Source organism: Neorhizobium petrolearium (assembly GCF_029854435.1).
GTDB classification, from domain to species: domain Bacteria; phylum Pseudomonadota; class Alphaproteobacteria; order Rhizobiales; family Rhizobiaceae; genus Neorhizobium; species Neorhizobium petrolearium.
In genome coordinates this window covers 2,691,868-2,710,178 of record NZ_CP123000.1, presented here as the reverse complement: position 1 = coordinate 2,710,178, position 18,311 = coordinate 2,691,868, and the positions used below count along the sequence as shown (strand labels likewise).

16 protein-coding genes are annotated in these 18,311 nt (G+C 60.2%); 4 read left to right on the top strand and 12 right to left on the bottom strand.

The annotated features are described in order from the left end of the window. Positions 1 to 81: 81 nt before the first annotated feature. Positions 82 to 981 carry a LysR substrate-binding domain-containing protein gene (locus QEO92_RS13575; protein ID WP_227703409.1) on the top strand — a complete coding sequence of 300 codons (900 nt, stop codon included), beginning with the start codon at positions 82 to 84 and terminating at the stop codon, positions 979 to 981. Between the two features lie 10 nt (positions 982 to 991). Here QEO92_RS13575 and QEO92_RS13570 read toward each other — a convergent pair whose 3' ends face one another. Then, a complete protein-coding gene (locus tag QEO92_RS13570; RefSeq protein ID WP_227703408.1) occupies positions 992 to 1,489 on the bottom strand; it encodes a GNAT family N-acetyltransferase in 498 nt (165 codons plus the stop codon). A 347-nt stretch (positions 1,490 to 1,836) separates the two neighbouring features. Next, a complete protein-coding gene (locus QEO92_RS13565) occupies positions 1,837 to 4,875 on the bottom strand; it encodes an AAA family ATPase (RefSeq protein WP_227703407.1) in 3,039 nt (1,012 codons plus the stop codon). A gap of 247 nt (positions 4,876 to 5,122) precedes the next feature. On the opposite strand from QEO92_RS13565, the gene QEO92_RS13560 reads away from it, so the two are divergent. Further along, a complete protein-coding gene (locus QEO92_RS13560; protein WP_227703406.1) occupies positions 5,123 to 5,713 on the top strand; it encodes a nuclear transport factor 2 family protein in 591 nt (196 codons plus the stop codon). Continuing rightward, the gene (locus QEO92_RS13555; protein ID WP_227703405.1) at positions 5,710 to 7,623 is read left to right on the top strand and encodes a hypothetical protein; all 1,914 of its coding nucleotides are present in this window, start codon (positions 5,710 to 5,712) and stop codon (positions 7,621 to 7,623) included. Before QEO92_RS13560 ends, QEO92_RS13555 begins: the two co-directional genes overlap by 4 nt. 76 nt (positions 7,624 to 7,699) lie before the next feature. On the opposite strand, the gene atzF is transcribed toward QEO92_RS13555, so the two are convergent. The 10 genes from atzF to QEO92_RS33230 form a co-directional block, all read right to left on the bottom strand. Further along, positions 7,700 to 9,520 carry an allophanate hydrolase gene (atzF, locus tag QEO92_RS13550; protein WP_227703404.1) on the bottom strand — a complete coding sequence of 607 codons (1,821 nt, stop codon included), beginning with the start codon at positions 9,518 to 9,520 and terminating at the stop codon, positions 7,700 to 7,702. Further along, positions 9,508 to 9,870 carry a cupin domain-containing protein gene (locus QEO92_RS13545; protein ID WP_227703403.1) on the bottom strand — a complete coding sequence of 121 codons (363 nt, stop codon included), beginning with the start codon at positions 9,868 to 9,870 and terminating at the stop codon, positions 9,508 to 9,510. Before QEO92_RS13545 ends, atzF begins: the two co-directional genes overlap by 13 nt. Beyond that, on the bottom strand, positions 9,863 to 10,546 hold the full coding sequence (locus QEO92_RS13540; protein ID WP_227703402.1) for a cysteine hydrolase family protein: 684 nt from the start codon (positions 10,544 to 10,546) through the stop codon (positions 9,863 to 9,865). The genes QEO92_RS13545 and QEO92_RS13540 overlap by 8 nt, the downstream gene beginning before the upstream one ends. Continuing rightward, entirely contained in the window at positions 10,546 to 12,099 is a 1,554-nt protein-coding gene (locus tag QEO92_RS13535) for an ABC transporter ATP-binding protein (RefSeq protein ID WP_227703401.1), read from the bottom strand. The genes QEO92_RS13540 and QEO92_RS13535 overlap by 1 nt, the downstream gene beginning before the upstream one ends. Continuing rightward, the gene (gene biuH, locus QEO92_RS13530) at positions 12,096 to 12,797 is read right to left on the bottom strand and encodes a biuret amidohydrolase (protein ID WP_227703400.1); all 702 of its coding nucleotides are present in this window, start codon (positions 12,795 to 12,797) and stop codon (positions 12,096 to 12,098) included. Before biuH ends, QEO92_RS13535 begins: the two co-directional genes overlap by 4 nt. A gap of 11 nt (positions 12,798 to 12,808) precedes the next feature. After that, complete coding sequence (locus QEO92_RS13525) at positions 12,809 to 13,825, bottom strand: formamidase (protein WP_227703399.1); 1,017 nt, start codon at positions 13,823 to 13,825, stop codon at positions 12,809 to 12,811. A gap of 12 nt (positions 13,826 to 13,837) precedes the next feature. Continuing rightward, positions 13,838 to 14,764: an ABC transporter permease gene (locus QEO92_RS13520; RefSeq protein WP_227703398.1), complete on the bottom strand. Its 927-nt coding sequence runs from the start codon at positions 14,762 to 14,764 to the stop codon at positions 13,838 to 13,840. Beyond that, positions 14,764 to 15,894: an ABC transporter permease gene (locus QEO92_RS13515; protein ID WP_227703397.1), complete on the bottom strand. Its 1,131-nt coding sequence runs from the start codon at positions 15,892 to 15,894 to the stop codon at positions 14,764 to 14,766. The genes QEO92_RS13520 and QEO92_RS13515 overlap by 1 nt, the downstream gene beginning before the upstream one ends. Before the next feature lie 37 nt (positions 15,895 to 15,931). Continuing rightward, positions 15,932 to 17,059 carry a BMP family ABC transporter substrate-binding protein gene (locus QEO92_RS13510; RefSeq protein WP_227703396.1) on the bottom strand — a complete coding sequence of 376 codons (1,128 nt, stop codon included), beginning with the start codon at positions 17,057 to 17,059 and terminating at the stop codon, positions 15,932 to 15,934. A gap of 102 nt (positions 17,060 to 17,161) precedes the next feature. Continuing rightward, positions 17,162 to 17,215 carry a hypothetical protein gene (locus QEO92_RS33230; RefSeq protein ID WP_425272379.1) on the bottom strand — a complete coding sequence of 18 codons (54 nt, stop codon included), beginning with the start codon at positions 17,213 to 17,215 and terminating at the stop codon, positions 17,162 to 17,164. A 182-nt stretch (positions 17,216 to 17,397) separates the two neighbouring features. On the opposite strand from QEO92_RS33230, the gene QEO92_RS13505 reads away from it, so the two are divergent. Beyond that, a complete protein-coding gene (locus QEO92_RS13505) occupies positions 17,398 to 18,087 on the top strand; it encodes a GntR family transcriptional regulator (protein WP_227703395.1) in 690 nt (229 codons plus the stop codon). The last annotated feature ends 224 nt before the right edge of the window (positions 18,088 to 18,311 follow it).

Below are 18,311 nucleotides of genomic sequence, written 5' to 3'. Positions count from 1 at the left end.
ATTCGGCCTACTGTGATCCTTGGACGGATTTCCCTTGTGAGGACGGAATACAGCGCGGGCAGACATGGCGTGGAGACAGGAATGACTTCGGGGCGGCAACTGCCTTCAACGACGGCGCTGAGGGTCCTGCTGGCGGTTGCGGAGCGCGGTTCGACCAGTGCTGCCGCAGACAGCACGAACCTTACGCAAAGCGCAGTCAGCAAACAGCTGTTATCGCTCGAGAGGCTGATCGGCAGTCCGGCTTTCGTCCGGACACCGCGCGGCATGGTTCCGACGGAGGTGGGGACCATCTATATCGAGCATGCGCGCACGGCGCTGAAGGCGATGGAGGATGCGGCGCTCAGGGTTGCGCGGCTGAAGCCCGGCCCTCGCGTCCTGCGCCTGCAAGTGCCGCCGATCTTTGGCGATCGCTGGCTCCTGCCGCGTTTTGCCGGATTTACCGCAGCTCATCCCGAAATCGAGGTGCAGTTCACGACCTTCGTGTCGCCGACACAGTCGGAAGTCCCTGACGGCATATTCCGTTTTCTCACCCAACCCTTGCCGGGCGAACACACCCGCTACCTTTTTGGTCGCGACGTCCTGCTCGTGAGCGCGCCGTCCTACTGGCAACAGGTTGGGCATCCGCAAACTATCGAGGAACTGGCGAGCGGCGTCATGCTGGAGCATCCCCAGACGCCGCTGCATTGGCGCCATTTTGCGGCAAGCTCCGGCCATCCGGGGCTTGAAGTGCGGCATACGACAAGGTTTGGTTATTATACCATGGTCATTCGAGCGGCACTCGCGGGGCAGGGGATGGCGCTCATCCCCCGCGGCCTGATCCTCGAAGACCTCGCCGCCGGCCGGTTCGTCAATCCGCATGGATTCGCCTATCGAAGCGACTACGGTTACTGGTTCGCGCGGCCCGAGAACATCGCCTCGAGCGAATCCATGTGCATCTTCGAAAAATGGTTAAGTGCGATCGCCGAGGATATGCAGGACTAAGTTGTCCGCGTCATTGCTCTGCAGCTTCACCCATCGCATCCGCTAGGCGATCAAGGGCCGATTTATCCAAGCGATAGAACAGCTTGTCCGGTTTCCGGCTGCCGCCGATATCGTCGTAGAAGGACAGGAGTCTGAGGTTTTCCGGATCCGCCGTCCAGTCAATACGGGAAAGTCCCCGATCGCGGGCTACGCTGGCCAGGGCCTGCATGAGGAGGCGACCATAGCCCTTACCTCTATGCCGGTTGCCGACATAAAGTTCCTTCAGGAACAGGCCGGGCCGCAGGTACGGGCCAGGATAGATTCCGGAAAAAGCCGCGAAGCCGACAAGAGCGTCGTTTTCAGCTGCGATCAGGATTTCCGCCCCAGGCGGCCGTCCCTCGATGCCGGCGACTATTTCCGGATAGGCAGGGCTGGGTACCTGGTAGTGGTCCTGCATCTCCTGCATAACCGTGGCCAAGCTTGAGATGAGAGAATCTCGGGGCTCCAGCAAGCGAATGACAACGGACATCGCGTCTCCTCCTGAGCAGTTTCGATTGTAACAGGAGGCCGGATATTGCATTACCCCGCGGCCATCATGTCTCACTGAAGTCCGTACTGCTATCCTTGGCACGGGCGAGGCGCAACCTGTCAAGTCGCACAGATCCGGGCATCATCGACTACCAGCCAGTTGTCGAGATGATTTATGAGCTGTTCGATGTCGCGCGGGGCGCAAATTCAGGTAGGCTGGTGAGAATTGCCGTTAGTGCGGCACTGCGGCGAAGAGGTCGGTTATCCAGTACAACCTTGGTCTCCGGCGGCGGCGGAAGTTGCAGGCAGACAAGAATGTCCGTATCGGCCAAAATAGGTTACCGAGGTTCAAGAAGTATCTCTTAGCTTTAACTCGTCCCTTAAGCGCAACAGTTCGGCGAAATAGTATCGCTCGCCCGTTTTCTTTGCGAGAGCGAGAGCCCGTTGCACCGTATCTGACGCTTCCGCAATCCGACCCAATCTAAGATAGGTTTCGGCAAGGACACCTAGATAACAGGTTTTGTCGATCTCCTGCTCGCCCATGTTGTCGCAGATGTGCCGCATTTGATCGAGGCCGGATGCATCCTGGCGAGTTACCACGAGCATCCAACCCTGAAAGAACGTCGCCATGTTCAGCCAGAGCTGAAATCCATTCTTTCTCGCCAACGGTATCAGTTCGTTGATCATCGGTTCGAGCATTGTCGCATCATGACGAAGGGCCATGAGGATACAGCCGTTGCCGAGACATGCCGCAAGTCGGTAGTCGGTTTGCTGACGTGCCTGCGCTTCGGCCTGCTGGAAGAGCGCCAAGGCTTCCTTTCCCTCGCCAAGAAGCTGCAGTGTCCAAGAGAGATAGATCATAGACATGCTGGGGAAGTCGCTTCCTATCTCTTCGGCGGCCGCTTGATATGCCAGTGCTTGCTCCAGATATGGCCGGGCCTCATCGAACCGCCCCCGTGAGAATGCACACATGCCCAGAAACTGCATGCCCAGAACAAGGGCTCTGATGTTTTGCCGGTTTCGCCCTATGTCGACTAGCTGATTGCTTGCCCATTCGGCGTCATTGAAGCGGGCAGAATTAAATGCGGTGCCGAATAAACCATCCAATGCTCGGATAGCGGCCTCCGCGTCACCCAATGCCTCGCTAAGCCGCATCACATTGCGGTAGGCAGCGCTTCCCTCGCGCGTGACGTACCCGTATGTTGCATACAACACATCGCCGCGTTCTAGCTCCAATCGCAGTTCCCTGCGGTCTCGATCGCTGGACGGCGGCAGCTTTTGCAGACAAGCCAGCCCTTTGGCAAACATGTTTGCAGCTTCAACTTTCGCCCACGTCTGCCCGAGTTTCAGTCCTGCATGCAGCCACTGATCGGCGGCGCGCTCGAATTGCCCCGCCTCATATAAATGCTGCGCCAGTACCTCCGGATGTTCAATGGCGGTGCTTGGCTCCGTTTCTTCGATTGTCTGGGCGACCCGCGCGTGGAGTAGTCGCCGCTTCTCGCGGAGCAGCGCTCCGCAGGCAGCCTCCTGCAACAATACATGTGTGAATGCGTATCTCGGCCAATCGGCGAAGGGCTGCGGTGATATCAGGCCAACCTCGGTCAAACGTTCCAGTTGCAGCTTCAGCGCGTCCACAGGTACATTGGCAACTCGTGACAGCATCCTCATGTCAAATTCGCGCCCGATGACCGCGGCAACCTGTGCGATTGTCTTTCCCTGCCCAAGTTTGTCGAGTCTCGCGAGCAGGGCGGACTGAAGATTGTTGGGAACCTCGATGGGAGTGTCGCTTGCGTTCGCAGGGGCGCCAAAGGCTGTTAACTCCGCAGCAGATCTTGCAAGCTCTTCCACGTATAGCGGCACCCCCTCCGCCTTCCTGAGCAGCGATTGGGTTACCGCCGATGCGAGCTTGATCCCTTGGGTGGCGCTTTCGATGAGCGCACCGGTTTCTTCGCGGCTGAGGCGTCCGAGTTTCAGGCAATCTATGGCCGGTCGCCGGTCCCCGAACCTCACCACGTCGTTACGCGAGGTTATCAGAACAAGCGCAGGAAAATCGCGGGCCTTGAAAAGCCCATCCAGGAGGTTGCTTGAAGAGGGGTCAATCCACTGCGCGTCCTCGATGGCCAGCAAGAGCGGACCTTGCAGCGTCATGTGGCGGAGCCAATCCACAAAGACCTGGCTTACGATCGACTGCTGCTCGCTCGATGTGAGTTCGGAGGGCGGATAGTCCATTTGCTCGAGGAAGAGCAGCCTGGCAAATATCGGAAACGAGACTGACAATGGAACGCCGCTCGTCACGAGGGCGGTTTCGAGCCTTCTCGCGGCATCGGCTGGCGGCAGCGCATTGGTGATACCGGATTCTTGTCTGAGCAGTTGCAGGAAAGGGAAAAGGGCGCTGTTGCTGTAAGCGGCGGAACACTGCGCAATTAACGTTTTTCTTGCCTGTATTCTCTTGGCGACTTCGAATAGGAGCCTTGATTTCCCAATTCCAGGTTCTCCGCAGATCAGCAGCCAGCGCGCGACACCTTGCTTGGTGATCAGCCTCCAAAGGGCAAGAACCTGCTCGATTTCGCTCCTTCGCCCGATCAGTCGCGTAATCCGGGCTTTGCTAAATCTGTCGCTGCTCGGCAGGGCTTTGCTGGCACGCCAGATGTGGATCGGCTCGGCAAAGCCCTTCACAACTGTAGCGCCAAGATCCTGAAATTCGTAGGCGCGACGGGCCGATGCGTATGTGCTCTGATCGACGAGGATCGTCTGCGGAGGCGCCAGCACTTGTAGTCGCTGTGCGAGATTGGGTACCGGTCCGAAAGCCACGGTGGGCAAACCAGGCGGTGCCCCCTCGACGTCGCCCATGACGACCAGTCCGCTGGCGATCCCAATCCGAATGTTCAGCGGCGTTTGGTCAGGGACCTCGATCCGAGGAACTGCCAGCAACAGTTCGAACGCAAGATCGAGAGCGCGCTCCCCATCATTCTCTTCCGCGATTGGATAGCCGAACAGAACCTGGAGGGCATCGCCAGCGTAGTTGGCGACGAAGCCGCCATGCGATCTGGCAAGACCGCCGCAGCGGGTAAGGTAGCTCTGTGTCAGATCACTGAAATCTTCCGGATCAAGCCGCGCCGCATATTCTGTCGATCCCACCATGTCGCAAAACAGAATGGTCACCTGGCGGCGCTCTGGCGGACTGCGTTGCGCTTTCGCATCGCCCGGCTGCTCCATTGCTGCAATAGCCGCCACCAGCTTCCGCCTCGGGCCAATCGGGATTCGCAACTCGCGCAAATCTCTGTCGTTGAGCAACCTCAGGCTGTCGAGATCGATCTGGGCGCGAGCGAACTTCTGCGCAAGTTGCGCTAGTCCCACAGCGGTCAGCCATTTTTCAATGTCGCTCACAGTGCCTCCTTCATAGGGATGAAGGTTGCTAACTTAATTGCGCTCTAGATAGCCTCAGGCTACATTAGTAAATTGAGATATCCAAGAAGTAGGCCCGGCATGCCCAGTCTATAACGAGCGCAGAACACTTCGCACGCTCGGCCGCCATTATACTGACGCAGCACACGATCATCGCACGGCAGATTATCATCTGAACTCGCAGCTTTTCAAATCTGCAATCGATAGACGCTATGGAAGAGGTGTTCGAATGTGGGAGTTAGTCAAAGTCGCGACATTCGCGACCTTTATCGCGATCATTGCGCCTCAGGTTCTCCTGGCGCAGGAATGTCCAACCCAGGATGAGAAAATTTGGGCAGAATTCTCAGGCGTGGGTTCAAGCTATCGGCCAGTAACCATCGAGGAGCGTAATGCTGTCATGGATACTCTGGCCCGATATGCATGGGCAATGGACAATAGAGATTCCGCAATGCTTGCGCAGGTCTTTACCGAAGACGCGGAATACTATCTTTGCGGCCTCGATTCGGACTCTGCTCAGGAACGCGCCGCGCTCTTGAAGGGCATCTCAAGTCATTTTGGCAGCGTGTTTGCAAGGCTAGATGTGGGGCATGCACTGGCTCGCAGATCGTTTACGAACGCCTTGATGGGCAAGAAAGCGGATGGCGACATCGATGTAATCGTATCTGTCGTTGTCTTCATACAATCTCTGAACATCAGCAGCCCGCAAGTCGACTACACGGCAAACCTGATCGCCACGCTTCGACAGATCCAAGGGATCTGGAAGATCAGGATTCTGAAGGTGATCACAGACGACACGGGCATCAGGATACGAGCGAGATGAAGCCGGCATCGGCCGCAACCCATGGCCGACCCTCGCCTACGACACGCCGCGCTCCAGTAACAATCGCCGGCCTGTTTTTTGTTCTCGTCGGGACAGGAAGCCCCGCGACGCCCGCATCGGTGGGCGACGAGATCGGAACCAGTGTCTTTGCGCTCGAAGACAATCGGCGCTTTGGCGAGATTGTCGAAGCATGGAATGCCGACATCCTTTGGGAGCCGGCCGCGGTTAGCCAGGACCCGATCACGAAATTTGGGGACGAAGCCAGAGCGGTGTTTGGGCCCATTCCGCCAGGCGACTGCAATGCCCCGGATTCAAGGCGTCTGATCCTGGAGGTTGATGGCAACAGCGTGGATCTGGCACCGAATCTGAGCAAGCCCGGATTTCCCCTGGAGTTCGAACACAGGGATGTCGACGGCAATCTGGTCAGAAGAACGACAAGCCTGCCAAAGTGTGACAAGCCCTCGCTGGCGGCGTCAGCCTACTGTGCCATGAACTCTCGGCTGGCTCGTGTAAGCCTTGATCACGTCTCGTGGACGTTCCTGTGCAGGAAGTCTTCAAGCAGTCTGGAAGTAGACAATATCGATTATTGGAGGTCCACCGATCCCAGATTCGCGCTCTACGGTGCAATCGGCTTCAACGATCTGACGGGAGAGATCGCGTTCATCGATGGAAGAAAAGATCGGGACACCTTCGATTGGTCGACGCCTTTTGTTCCTCCAGGAGGGCAGTCCTACTCGGATGTAGCCGGTCGTGCTAGCGCTCGGGAACTTTACGACAAGACATTTAAGGTCGACTGTCATGCGTGCCACGACAACAAGAAGCCCTATGTCATAGATCCGCATGTCAAGCAGGCCAGGATCGCGTACGCGCCTGGCGATGCAGACGGCAGGGCTGCGGCATTTGCACCAGGTAAATTTCTTCCGCGACGCACCGCCAGGGCCGAGGCACCTTTTCGGGTTATCGGCTCCGGCTACACTGCCGGACGTGCGTTCGAGATGACGCGGGCGAAAGCGGTGGGTTTTCCAGGGCATCCATGCACATCCTGCCATAGCCTTACGACATTGGAGACCGGTCGCCGTTTTGCTGCGGACGCGGCGGGGAAAATGCCGATGATCGCTCGTCCTACTCCAGGACAGCTGGACGCCTTGTTCGAGCAGAAGGTGCTTCTCACCAACGTCAAGAACCACCGTACTGATTGGGGCCTCCGCTCAGGAACAGGCAAGCTTTACCCATGGATGCCTCCGGCCAACGAGGGCGAGCTGTCAACACTGTCGCCGGAAATCAGCGATGAGGACTGGAACCGCTTGAGCCAGTGCCTTTGGGATGCAGGAGGGGAAGAATGTGGCTATCGGTCGCTTTACACCGCTTGCCCTGCTCCTGGCAAAGACGGTGACGGGTTCGACGCGAAGGATTTCACGACGGAGGTGAACTGGCAGCCGCAAGACCGCGAGCGCCCGGCGCTTCGCTTGAAATGGCGATACTGGAACGGTTATGGAGAGGTGCCAACACGTGACGACGTTCGCTTCAACGTCGCTGTAATTGTAACCGATCTGCCCCCGGATGCGCGCCTGCCTTTCGATTTTGAGTTTCCACCAGTGCCTGCAGCGAGAGGAAGTCAGTTTACCACCACGCGCGGAGAGGTCGGCGTATCCGGTTCGGCCATCGTCTTGAAGAACGCGTCGTTTGCAGGACACAGGAAGTGGACTGATCCCTCACCAGCCATCGCCATGCGAGATTATGCGATTGATGTACCAGCCGTCTGCGGCAAGAGATACCTCTTCCGAGTGCTGCCAAAGCGCTTCTGCTTCGACTATAGCGGGGTTGTGTATGGCTCCGGCTACACGGTTCACGCGGATATTGCATGCGGAGGCAGCGCATCGCCACTCAAACCGTCATACCGATCGAAGTGAAACGGAAACGCGTGTCGCTCCGCCCAAGCGCGACATCGAGGATGCTCGATGAAAGCTGGCATCTTCGCCCGGGAGTTCAACGGGTCGTGAAGGCCAGGTTCTTACAATATGCTTTCCATCCGCCAAAGGCGGTGATGTCGAGAGCATTCTTAAGCCCGAGCGGCTCGGCGAGGAAACCCTTGGCCGAAGTTCCATCCGACAGTGTCACTGTGCCGATACTCAGCGGGCCGGGGATGGCCGCAACGAACAGCCCGAAAGCCGCCGGCGTCAGCTTCCAGACTTCCACTTCGATCTCGCCGCCTTCGCCTTCCTCTACGCGGATCATGCCGGGTTTCGGCGGCGCGGTGTCCGCCAGTGCATAGAGCCTGTAAGCTGCCGATGTCCGTGCGACGCGGGAGAATTTGCCATCGAGCCTGGTGAGTTGATGGTTTAGTGGCATGCCGGAAAGATGTGCGCCGATCACGACAATATCGATCAACTGGTCGTCTTCGGGTGCCGAGATGATTTCCGCCGCTGCGGGTAGCGGCCAGCCGGTAGCGCCGAGCGTCAAGCCGCTCGCCCGATGGAGATCGCGGGCGAGCGAGGCAGTCAGCCCGTCGCGGCCGGAGGGAGCCAGAAGCGTGACGCTGGCCGGCAGGCGGTCGGCGCGGGTGCCGGCCGGTACGGAGATGCCACACATATCGAGCAGGTTGACGAAGTTCGTATAGGTGCCGAGGCGGGAGTTCTCCCGGATCGGTTCCGCTTCCAGATCGGCAAGGGTGTAATGCGTCGGAGCAGTCGGAACACAGAACAGATCGACCGAGGCGACCAGCGGTTCGATCTTCTTTTTCAGCTCCTGCAGGGCATAGAAGCCATTGAAGGCGTCGGCGGCCGAGAGTGTCTTGGCGCCACCGTAGATCTTGCGCGTCACCGGATGGAAGCTGGCCTCCTTCTCATCGAAGAACGGCCTGATTGCCGCATAACGCTCCGCCACCCATGCGCCTTCATAAAGCAGGTTTGCGACCTTATAGAAATCGCCGAACGATACTTCGACCAAATTGTGGCCGAGCCTCGCTAGTGTCGAAAGTGCATCGAAATAGGCGGCCTCCATTACTGTATCGCCGAAGAATTGCAGGTCTGTCTTGGCCGGCACGCCGATCGTCAGCATCGGCGGTGTTGGGCCGTAGCCCGTGGCGGGGATGGATTTCGAATAGGCGTCGGTCTCGTCATATTTCGATGCAACAGAGAAGACCTTCCAGGCATCGTCCACCGTCAGTGCGAAGATCGAGACGCAATCCAGTGTACGGCAGGCGGGAATGACGCCGGTGGTGGAGAGTACACCGACGCTTGGCTTCAAGCCGACGATGTTGTTGAGACCGGCGGGAATGCGGCCCGAACCGGCGGTATCCGTGCCAAGCGCGAAGCTGACGATGCCTTGGGCCGTCGCCACCGCCGAGCCGGAGGACGAACCGCCGGGGACCAGGCCGGGATCGATGGCATTCTTCGGGATCGGGTAGGGCGAGCGGACACCTACGAGGCCGGTGGCGAACTGGTCGAGATTGGTCTTGCCGATGACGAGCGCGCCCGCTTGCTTCAGCAGCCGGACGACGGTCGCATCCTTTTCCGGCAGATAGGCATAGTCGGGGCACGCAGCGGTGGTCGGCATGCCGGCGACGTCGATATTGTCCTTTAACGCGAAGGGAATGCCGAAGAGCGGTTTTTCCAGATCGAAACCGCCAAGTTTGGCCGCTTCCGCAAGGACCGCGTCCTTCTGCGCCAGATGGATGAATATGCCGGGATCGTTCACCTCCGCGATGCGGGCGAAGACACCCTCGACAATGTCGGCGACGCTGCCGCCATCCCTGTAGAACGCGTGCAGCGAGGCGATATCGAAAGCCGGTGTCGTTAGCGGGGGCATGCCATTTCCTCTTCGAGTATTTTCACGGGCCGGTCCCACTGGATCAGCACGACGCAGCCGGTATCGCTCCAGACCGAATGTTCGCTGCCTGGCGCGTTGACGATGTAGCTGCCGTAGCCGTAGTCGCCGGCCTCGTCGGATTGCACGCCGTCGAGCACCAGGATGGTTTCGAGCCCTTCATGCCGATGGCGCGGCACGGAGGCGCCGGCTTCGTACTTCAGCAGTGCCACGCCCGGCTGATTGCCCTCGAAAGGGCAAATCCAATGGATTGTCACACCTTTACGGAAGGGACCGAAGTCAAGTTTCTTCCAGCCCCCTGGGGTCAGCAGTTCCCGCGTCGTTTCAGGCATGTCCGATCCTTTTCGGCGAGATCCCTTCCAGAATATCGTCCACATGGGCCGTCCAGCCGACGATCGCGCCCTGGGCGCGGATCATGGCCATGGCGGCCTCCTTGAATTCGGGAAAGTAACTCTCCGTCGCTTCCTCGGCGAGCAGGCATTCGTACCCCCGGTCGTTCGCCTCGCGCATCGTCGTCTGGACGCAGACTTCCGTCGTCACGCCGGCAAAGACGAGCTGCCTGATGCCCTTTGCCTTCAGCACGTCGCCGAGCTCCGTGGCATAGAAGGCGCCCTTGCCGGGCTTTTCGATCACCACTTCGCCATCGATTGGCGCAAGTTCCGACAGGATTTCGGTGCCTCGCTCGCCGGAGATCAAAATGCGGCCCATCGGGCCTTCGTCACCGATCCGGAGCGAGGGGTTGCCGCGGTCCCGTTTTGCGGGCGGCAGATCGGAGAGGTCAGGCCTGTGGCACTCCATCGTGTGGATGACCGGCAGACCGGCGGCTCGAAAGCCTTCAATCAGGCGTTTGACGTCCGGCACGATCTTCATGATGCGGCTGACATCGTTGCCGAGGCTGGCGCCGAAGCCGCCGGGTTCTGCGAAATCCCGCTGCATGTCGATGACGATCAGCGCCAGTGCTTCCGATATCGCCGGGAAGGCGAAGGGTTCCGCCTTGATGTCGCCCATCAGTGATGCCCCGCCATATGTGCGCCGATGATGCCGACATCCGCCCCGAGGGCCGGTGTTTCGTAAACCAGTTTACCCTCCGAGATGACCATGATGCGGTCCGACATTTCGAGCAGTTCGTCGAGATCTTCGGAAAGCAGCAGCACGGCCGTGCCGGAATTGCGGGCTTTCATGATGCGTGCACGGATCTCCGCCACGGCGGAAAAGTCGAGGCCGAAACAGGGGTTGGAGACGATCAGCAGATCGACGTCGCCGGTCAGCTCGCGGGCGAGTACGGCGCGCTGCACATTGCCGCCGGAAAGGGCAGCAATCGGCGACGACGAGGAGGCCGTCTTCACCTTGAAATCCGAAATGAGCGCGGCCGCCCGCTTTTTCATTGCGCCCCTGGAAAGCCAGATCGCGTCCCTGCCATTCGGCTTGAGGTCAAAGGTGCGGAAGGCGAGGTTCTCGCTCACCGTCATTTTTGGCGCGCAGGCGTTCTGCAGCGGCTCTTCCGGAATGAAACGGACGTTGTTCTTGCGGGTTTCCGGACGAGTGGCGCCATAGGTCTCACCGTTGACGGCGATGCGGCCCGTATCGGTCGGCCGCTGTCCGGCAAGAATTTCCGTGAGCTCTTTCTGGCCATTCCCGGAAATGCCGGCTATGCCTACGATCTCGCCGGAGCGGACCGCCAGGTCCGCGATTTCGATCGTCTTCAGACCCGAGCGGTCCGGCGCCTTGACCTGGCTGACCTTCAATACTGGTTTCGCTGCTTCCGATACGGGGCGGCGGCTGTCGAGCTCGGCGAGCTTGACGTCGCCGATCATCATCGCCGCCATGTCGGCGGTGGAAAGCTCGCCGATCCTGCCGGTGCCGACCAGCTTGCCGCGCCTGAGGATCGAGACCGCGTCGGTGAATTTCGTCACTTCGTGGAACTTGTGGGAGATCATCAATACGGTCAGTTCGCCGCGCTTCGTCATGCCGCGCACAAGCCCCAGCATCTCGTCGGCTTCCGCGGGTGTCAGCACCGAGGTCGGCTCATCGAGCACGAGGAGCGAGCGGCCGAGATAGAGCTGCTTGACGATTTCCAGCTTCTGCTTTTCGCCGGCGGCGAGTTCGCTCACCGGCCGGTCGAGCGGGATCTTGAACGGCATGCGCTCCATGAAGGCTGCCAGATCCTTCCGTTCCTTTGCCCAATTGATCACGGCCGGCACTTCGGCGCGGCTGATGACGAGGTTTTCCGCGCCGGTCAGCGACGGGACCAACGTGAAATGCTGATAGACCATACCGAGCCCGTAGGTCGCGGCATCCTTAGGCGAGGTGATCGCAACTTCGCGGCCATCGACCGACAGCGAGCCTGAGGTTGCATGGTAGAAGCCCATGATGCATTTGACGAGCGTCGACTTGCCAGCGCCGTTTTCACCGAGTAGCGCATGGAACGAACCGGCCGGCACGCTGATCGAGACATTGTCGAGCGCGGTGAACGAGCCGAAGCGCATGGTCATGCCAAGCGTTTCGATGCCGACCGCCCTGCCGGTCTGAGGGAGGGGCGTATCACGGACGACGGTGTTCATGGCAGCGCCTCGATGAGTTTTGCCGAATTGGAGACGGAACCGAACACGCCGCCCTGCATCTTCACCATCTTGATGGCGGCTAGGTGGTTGCCGTAGTCGGTCGCACCGCAGCAGTCTTCCAGCAGCAGGCATTCGAAGCCGCGGTCGTTCGCCTCGCGCATCGTGGTCGAGACGCAGACGTCGGTGGTGATGCCGGTGAGGATAATGTTCTCGATCCGCTTCTGGTTGAGGATGAGTTCCAGATCGGTGGCGCAGAAGGAGCCTTTGCCGGGCTTGTCGATGATCGCCTCGCCCTCGATCGGATAGAGCTCGGGGATGATGTCCCAGCCGGGCTCGCCGCGCACCAGGATGCGGCCGCAGGGGCCGGGATCACCGATACCGGCGTGGATGCGCTGCGAGCGCCAGCGCTTGTTGGCCGGCAGGTCGGCAAGATCCGGCCGGTGGCCCTCGCGGGTGTGAATGATGTGGTAGCCCTTGGCCCGCATGGCGGAGAGGACCTTTCTGATCGGCTCGATCGGCGCCTGCACCAGCGACAGGTCATAGCCCATGTGGTCGACATAACCGCCCCTGCCGCAGAAATCCGTCTGCATGTCGATGATGATCAGGGCCGTGTTGTCGGAGCGAAGCGCACCATTATAGGGCCATGGATAGGGATCGGCGTCGATAAAATGCCCTTTGGCTTCGACCATTGCGTCCATCGTCCTGTCTCCTATTCCGCAGCGGGTTTGTGGGTTTTGCTGTAACGGCGTAGCGGCTTGTCGAAGCCGCAGGAGGTGCCGTCGGTCACCTTTACCCCGGCCTCCCAGGGCAGTCGGTATTTCCCGGCGACGAGATCGTGCATGTAGCTGTAGGGCGCATCGCCCGCGCCGCCGGCAACGGCCACATAACCGCGATGGCCGAACTGGTAGATGTTGTTCTCGACGCCCCAGCCGAGCCGCGCTTCACGAACGAGGTCCGGCCGTACTTCGGCGGTGACGATCTCGTTCACCCGGCCGGACGTGCCGTGAGCGATGATCGTGCCGTCGAAATTGCAGATCATGCCTTCGCCCATCGAATCGAACGTGCCGTCCGAACCGCACATGCAGACACTTGCCGTCACCATCAGATTGCAGAAGGCGTTGGACTGGTTGGTGAAGCGCCAGGCCTCGCGGATTGGCGCCGTGTAACCGGCGGTGCGGATCATGATCTCGGCTCCCTTGTAGGCGCATTCGCGCGCCATTTCCGGGAACATGCCGTCATGGCAGATGATCAGTGCGAGTTTCGCGCCCTTCGGTCCGTCGATCACCGGAATGCCGAGATCGCCCGGCTCCCAGGGTTCGACCGGCACCCATGGGTGCATCTTGCGGTAATAGAGCTTCAGTTCGCCCTGATCGTCTATGACGATGCCGGAATTGTAGGGCATGCCGCCGGGATTCAGCTCCATGATCGAGAAGCAGCCCCAGATCGCATTGTCCTTGCAGGCTTTCTTGAAAGCGGCAACCTCCGGTCCGTCGAGTGTGCACATGATTTCCGGATTGGTGTCCATGGAAAGCCCGTGCAGCGCATATTCGGGAAAGACGACGAGGTCCATGCCGGGCTGGTTGCGCCGCGCTTTGCCGACGAGATCGACGATCACCTGCCTCTGCCTGGCGAGATCCGCTTTGGTGACGATCACCGGCAGCTGGAGCTGGACGAGGCCGATGCCGACGCCGTGTTCGGATTTGTTGAGACCGCCTAAGCCATTCATCGGAAAACTCCATTATTTTGTCAGTGACAGTGCGCCAGGCGCGCCCGCCAGAGAGCGGGTCGGTGAGGAGGTGATGATCAAGATGATGAGGGTGAGCACGTAGGGCGCCGCATAGAAGAGGTAGTAGCCTTGAGTGACGCCGACCGATTGCAGCGCCGGACCGAGCGCGCCCGCGCCGCCGAAGAGCAGGGCGGCCAGGAAGCAGCCGATCGGGTTCCAGCGGGCGAAGATCACGAGCGCCACGGCCATCAACCCTTGCCCGGAGGAAATGCCCTCGTTCCAGGAGCCCGGATAATAGAGCGAGAGATAGGCGCCGCCGACCGCCGCCAATGAGCTGCCGACGGCGGTCGCCAGCAGGCGCACCGTATCCGGGCTGAGACCCATGGCACGGGCGGCATCGGTGCTGTCTCCGACGACCCGCAGGGTGAGGCCGATGCGGGTGTTCTTGAAGGCCCAGAAGAGGAACACTGCCAGAGCCGCGCCGATGAAGAAGAGCACATTGATGTTGAGCGCTGCCTGCACCTGCGGAATGCCGGACCAGCCGCCGAGCGGGATGGACGGAAGTTTCGGAGCCGCCGGCTGGATGAACGGCTTGCCCAGGAAAAACGCCACGCCGAGGCCGAACTGCATCATGGCGATGCCGATCGCAATATCGTTCACCTTCGGGAACTTGCAGATCCAGCCATGGACCAGGCCGAAGACCGAGCCGGTCGCCATAGCCGCCAGCACGCCGAGCCAGGGAGAACCAGTCAGTACCGCGACCGCATAGGCGGTCATGGCGCCGAAGACGAGCGTGCCTTCAAGCCCGAGATTGATGCGGCCGGAGCGTTCGGTGATGGTTTCGCCGAGCGAGACGAAGATGAAGGGGGTGGAGACGCGGATGGCGCCCGCGAAGATGGCGAGAGGCACGCCCCATATGCCGATGCCTGTCTCTTCCATCACTGGCTCCTTTTCCAGAGGTCGGGATTGAAGATCTTGAAGCGACCATAGAAGGTTTCGCAGAGGAGGATGACGATGAAGAGCGTGCCCTGCAGCACCAGCACAGTGGCATCTGGTAGGCCCATGCGCCGCTGGATGAGGCCGCCCGAGGCTTCGATGCCGCCGAGCAGGATGGCGACCGGAATGATCGCCAGCGGATTGTGGCGGGAGAGGAAGGCGACGAGGATGCCTGTATAACCGTAGCCGGCCGCCAGCGAGGCATTGGCGCTGCCCTGCACGGCAGCCACTTCCATCATCCCGGCAAGTCCGGCGAAGCTGCCTGCTATTGCAGTAAAGCCCGTGATCAGCCTGCCGACTGGCAAGCCTTGAATCTGCGCGGCCCGCACATTGCCGCCGGCGATACGGGCCGCGAAGCCGTAGCTGGTCGCCTCGATCAGGACCCAGGAGAGGATACAGGCGAGGATGCCGATGATGAGGCCCCAATGAACGTCCATGCCGGGAATGTCGCCCATCATGTAGTCGGCCGGCAGCGGTTTGGTGGACGGCTTGTTCAGGCTGCCTGGATCGCGCAGCGGCCCTTCGACGAACTGGTTCATCAGGGCGATTGCGATATAGGCCAGGAGCAACGAGGAGATTGTCTCGTTGACGCCGCGATAGTGGCGCAGGAAGCCGGCAAGCCCGATCCAGATGCCGCCGATCGCCATGGCGGCAAGCCCCATGAAGACGAAGAGCACGACCGGCGGAACGAGGCCGACCAACGGCAGGGCTGCCGCTGCCGCCGCTACGCCGCCAAGCACTACCGCACCTTCACCGCCGATGATGACGAGGCCGAGCCGGGCGGGCAGGGCGACGCAGAGCGCCGTCAGGAGCAGGGGAGCGGCGCGCGAAAGACTGTTCTGGATCGAGAACCAGCTTCCAAAGCCACCCGTGTACATGAGCCGGAAGAGGGTGACCGGCGACTTGCCGATCACCAGGATGAAGATCGAAAAGAGCGCCAGGCCGATCAGGATCGCCAAGAGCCCGATCGCCACAGGTTCCGCCCGCCGCGCAAGCCACTCGATAAGGGGACGCACCGAGGGACCGCTTCCCGCCGCTATGGATAGTCCCGGATCGTTTGCCTGACTCGTCATGGCGCTCTTCCCTTCACGTTACATCAGGTCCGCCGCGTCAGGAGGTCGATCCGACAACGCCTTCAACCAGATAGGCCATGCTTTCGAGATCGATCGCATCTTCGGCATAGGCCTTGTCCGCGGTGATCACGACATTGCCCTTGTTGTCCTTCAGCGGCCCCTTGAAGACCGAGAGCTTACCGGCCATGGCTTCGGCGAGCGTCGCCTCGAACTTCTTGCGGGCCTCGGCGGAAACGGCCGGACCAAGCGGGCTCATCTTGACGAAACCGTCCTTCAGGCCGCCGCGGACGAAATTGCCGAGCTTGCCGCCGCTCTGGGCCGCCTTGATGAAATTCGTGTAGACATTGCCCCAGGCCCATTCCGCACCGGTCAGGTACTTGTCCTTGGCGAGCGCGCTTTGGTTGGCGTGGTACCCGCAGACGAAGGCACCGCGGCCGGCAGCGGTTTCGACCACCACCTTCGGGCTGTCGACATGGCAGGTGATGACGTCGGCGCCCTGGTCGATCAGCACGTTGGTGGCTTCCGCTTCCTTGACGGCGAGCGACCATTCACCCGTGAAGATAACCTGACAGGTGATGGCCGGATCGACGGAGCGGGCGCCGAGAAGGAAAGCGTTGATGTTCTGCAGCACCTGCGGGATGGGCTTGGCGGCGACGAAGCCTATCTTCTTGCTCTTCGAGGCATAGCCGGCGGTGACGCCGTTCAGGTACTGGCCCTGATGGATATAGCCGAAATAGGAGCCGGTATTGGCCGGATGTTTGCCTTCCTGCCACAGGCCGCCGCAATGACGGAATTCCGCATCCGGGTATTTTGCTGCCATGGCCAGCATGTGGGGATCGAAGTAACCGAAGGAAGTCGGGAAGAGCAGTGCGGCGCCGTCGAGATTGATCATCGATTCCATCGTCTTCTGAACGTTGACGGTCTCGGGGACGTTTTCTTCCTCGACCAGGGTAATGCCCGGCATGGCCTTGATGACGGCAGCACCTTCGGCATGCGCCTGGTTATAGCCGTAGTCGTCCTTCGGCCCGACATAGATGAAGCCGATGGTGAGCGCTGTCTGGGCGGCCACAGGCGAGCCGGCCAGGCCCGGCACGATGCCGGCCAGCGCGCCGGCGGCGGAGGTTTGGAGAAAATTGCGGCGATTCATGGAAAGGAGTCTGGTCATCGGGAATCTCCTTGCGGCGTGTGGCCGGGTTTGAACGGGTGCCAAAAAGTGCATGCAATGTGCATGCCAGAATTCAAGATATTGTTTTAGTTGCAGAAAATCTCATTTTGATCCATGCCTTATGAAAAGTGCATACAGATTGTCCATAATTTCGATTAAGAAATGGCCAATGATTATTATTTAGCCGTGCGGTTGGCTTTCAGGCGATACGGCAATTGCTGAGGGCGGAACTGCGCGATTAGAAAGTTGAAAATTACCAGTGCCTTCTGGACGTCATTTGACTTATCAGCTGCGGAGCGGCATCTGTATGCAGAACGTCGAATCGAGCAGAGAGTAGCGTGAGCCAGATCAGACGCAGGGAAATCACCCGAACCGGAACCACCGTTGAGCAAATGGTGCGGGCGATCGCCGACATGATCGTTACTGGTGCGGTGCTGCCGGGCGAGAAGCTTGACGAGGTTTCACTTGCTGCCCGGTTCGAGGTGTCCCGAACACCCGTGCGGGAAGCCCTGCGAGAACTTGGGGTGATGGGTCTGGTGGCGCGCGAACCGAACCGCAGCGCCGTTGTCACCAACGTCACCGAGGCCTATCTGCATTCGATGTTCGAGGCGATGGCTGAGCTCGAAGCGATCTGCGCAAGGCTCTCGGCTGAGCGGATGACCGTCGACGAAAGGCGGGCACTGGAGCTTGACCACCGAGCATCCATAAAGCTGGTACATACCGGCGCGGAAGAGGATTATTCGGCGCACAACACAGAGTTCCATACGCGGCTCTATCGTGGCGCGCACAACGAGCATGTTTTCGAGCTGGTGACCCAGACTCGTGCTCGGCTGGCGCCGTTCCGTCGCGCGCAATTTCGTCTGCCGGGACGCCTTGCAAGGTCTTATGAGGAGCACGACGCGATCGTCACCGCGATCATGCGAGCGGACGGTGCGGCCGCGGGCCAGACGGCTTATTCGCATGTTGCCATCGTCAGCGATGCCAGCACGGTGTTCGCGGTTGCGAAGACAGGCAATCGGCACGTGTGATGGGGTGAGCGGCTGCGGATAAGCTGGTTTTCATCGAGTCTGGTTCTCCGGATGGAATTCGGCGCCACATATGGCTCGCGGGGGCGGCCTCGGCCTAGTTCCAGTCAAACGCCTCCACCGCGATGAGGACGAGGCGTTCCACGCGAACGGGGTAGTCGGGTGCTGTAGCTTCTTCGCCAGCACCGGGTCGTCCCCGGCATCGATGATGCTCGTGTGACCAAAGA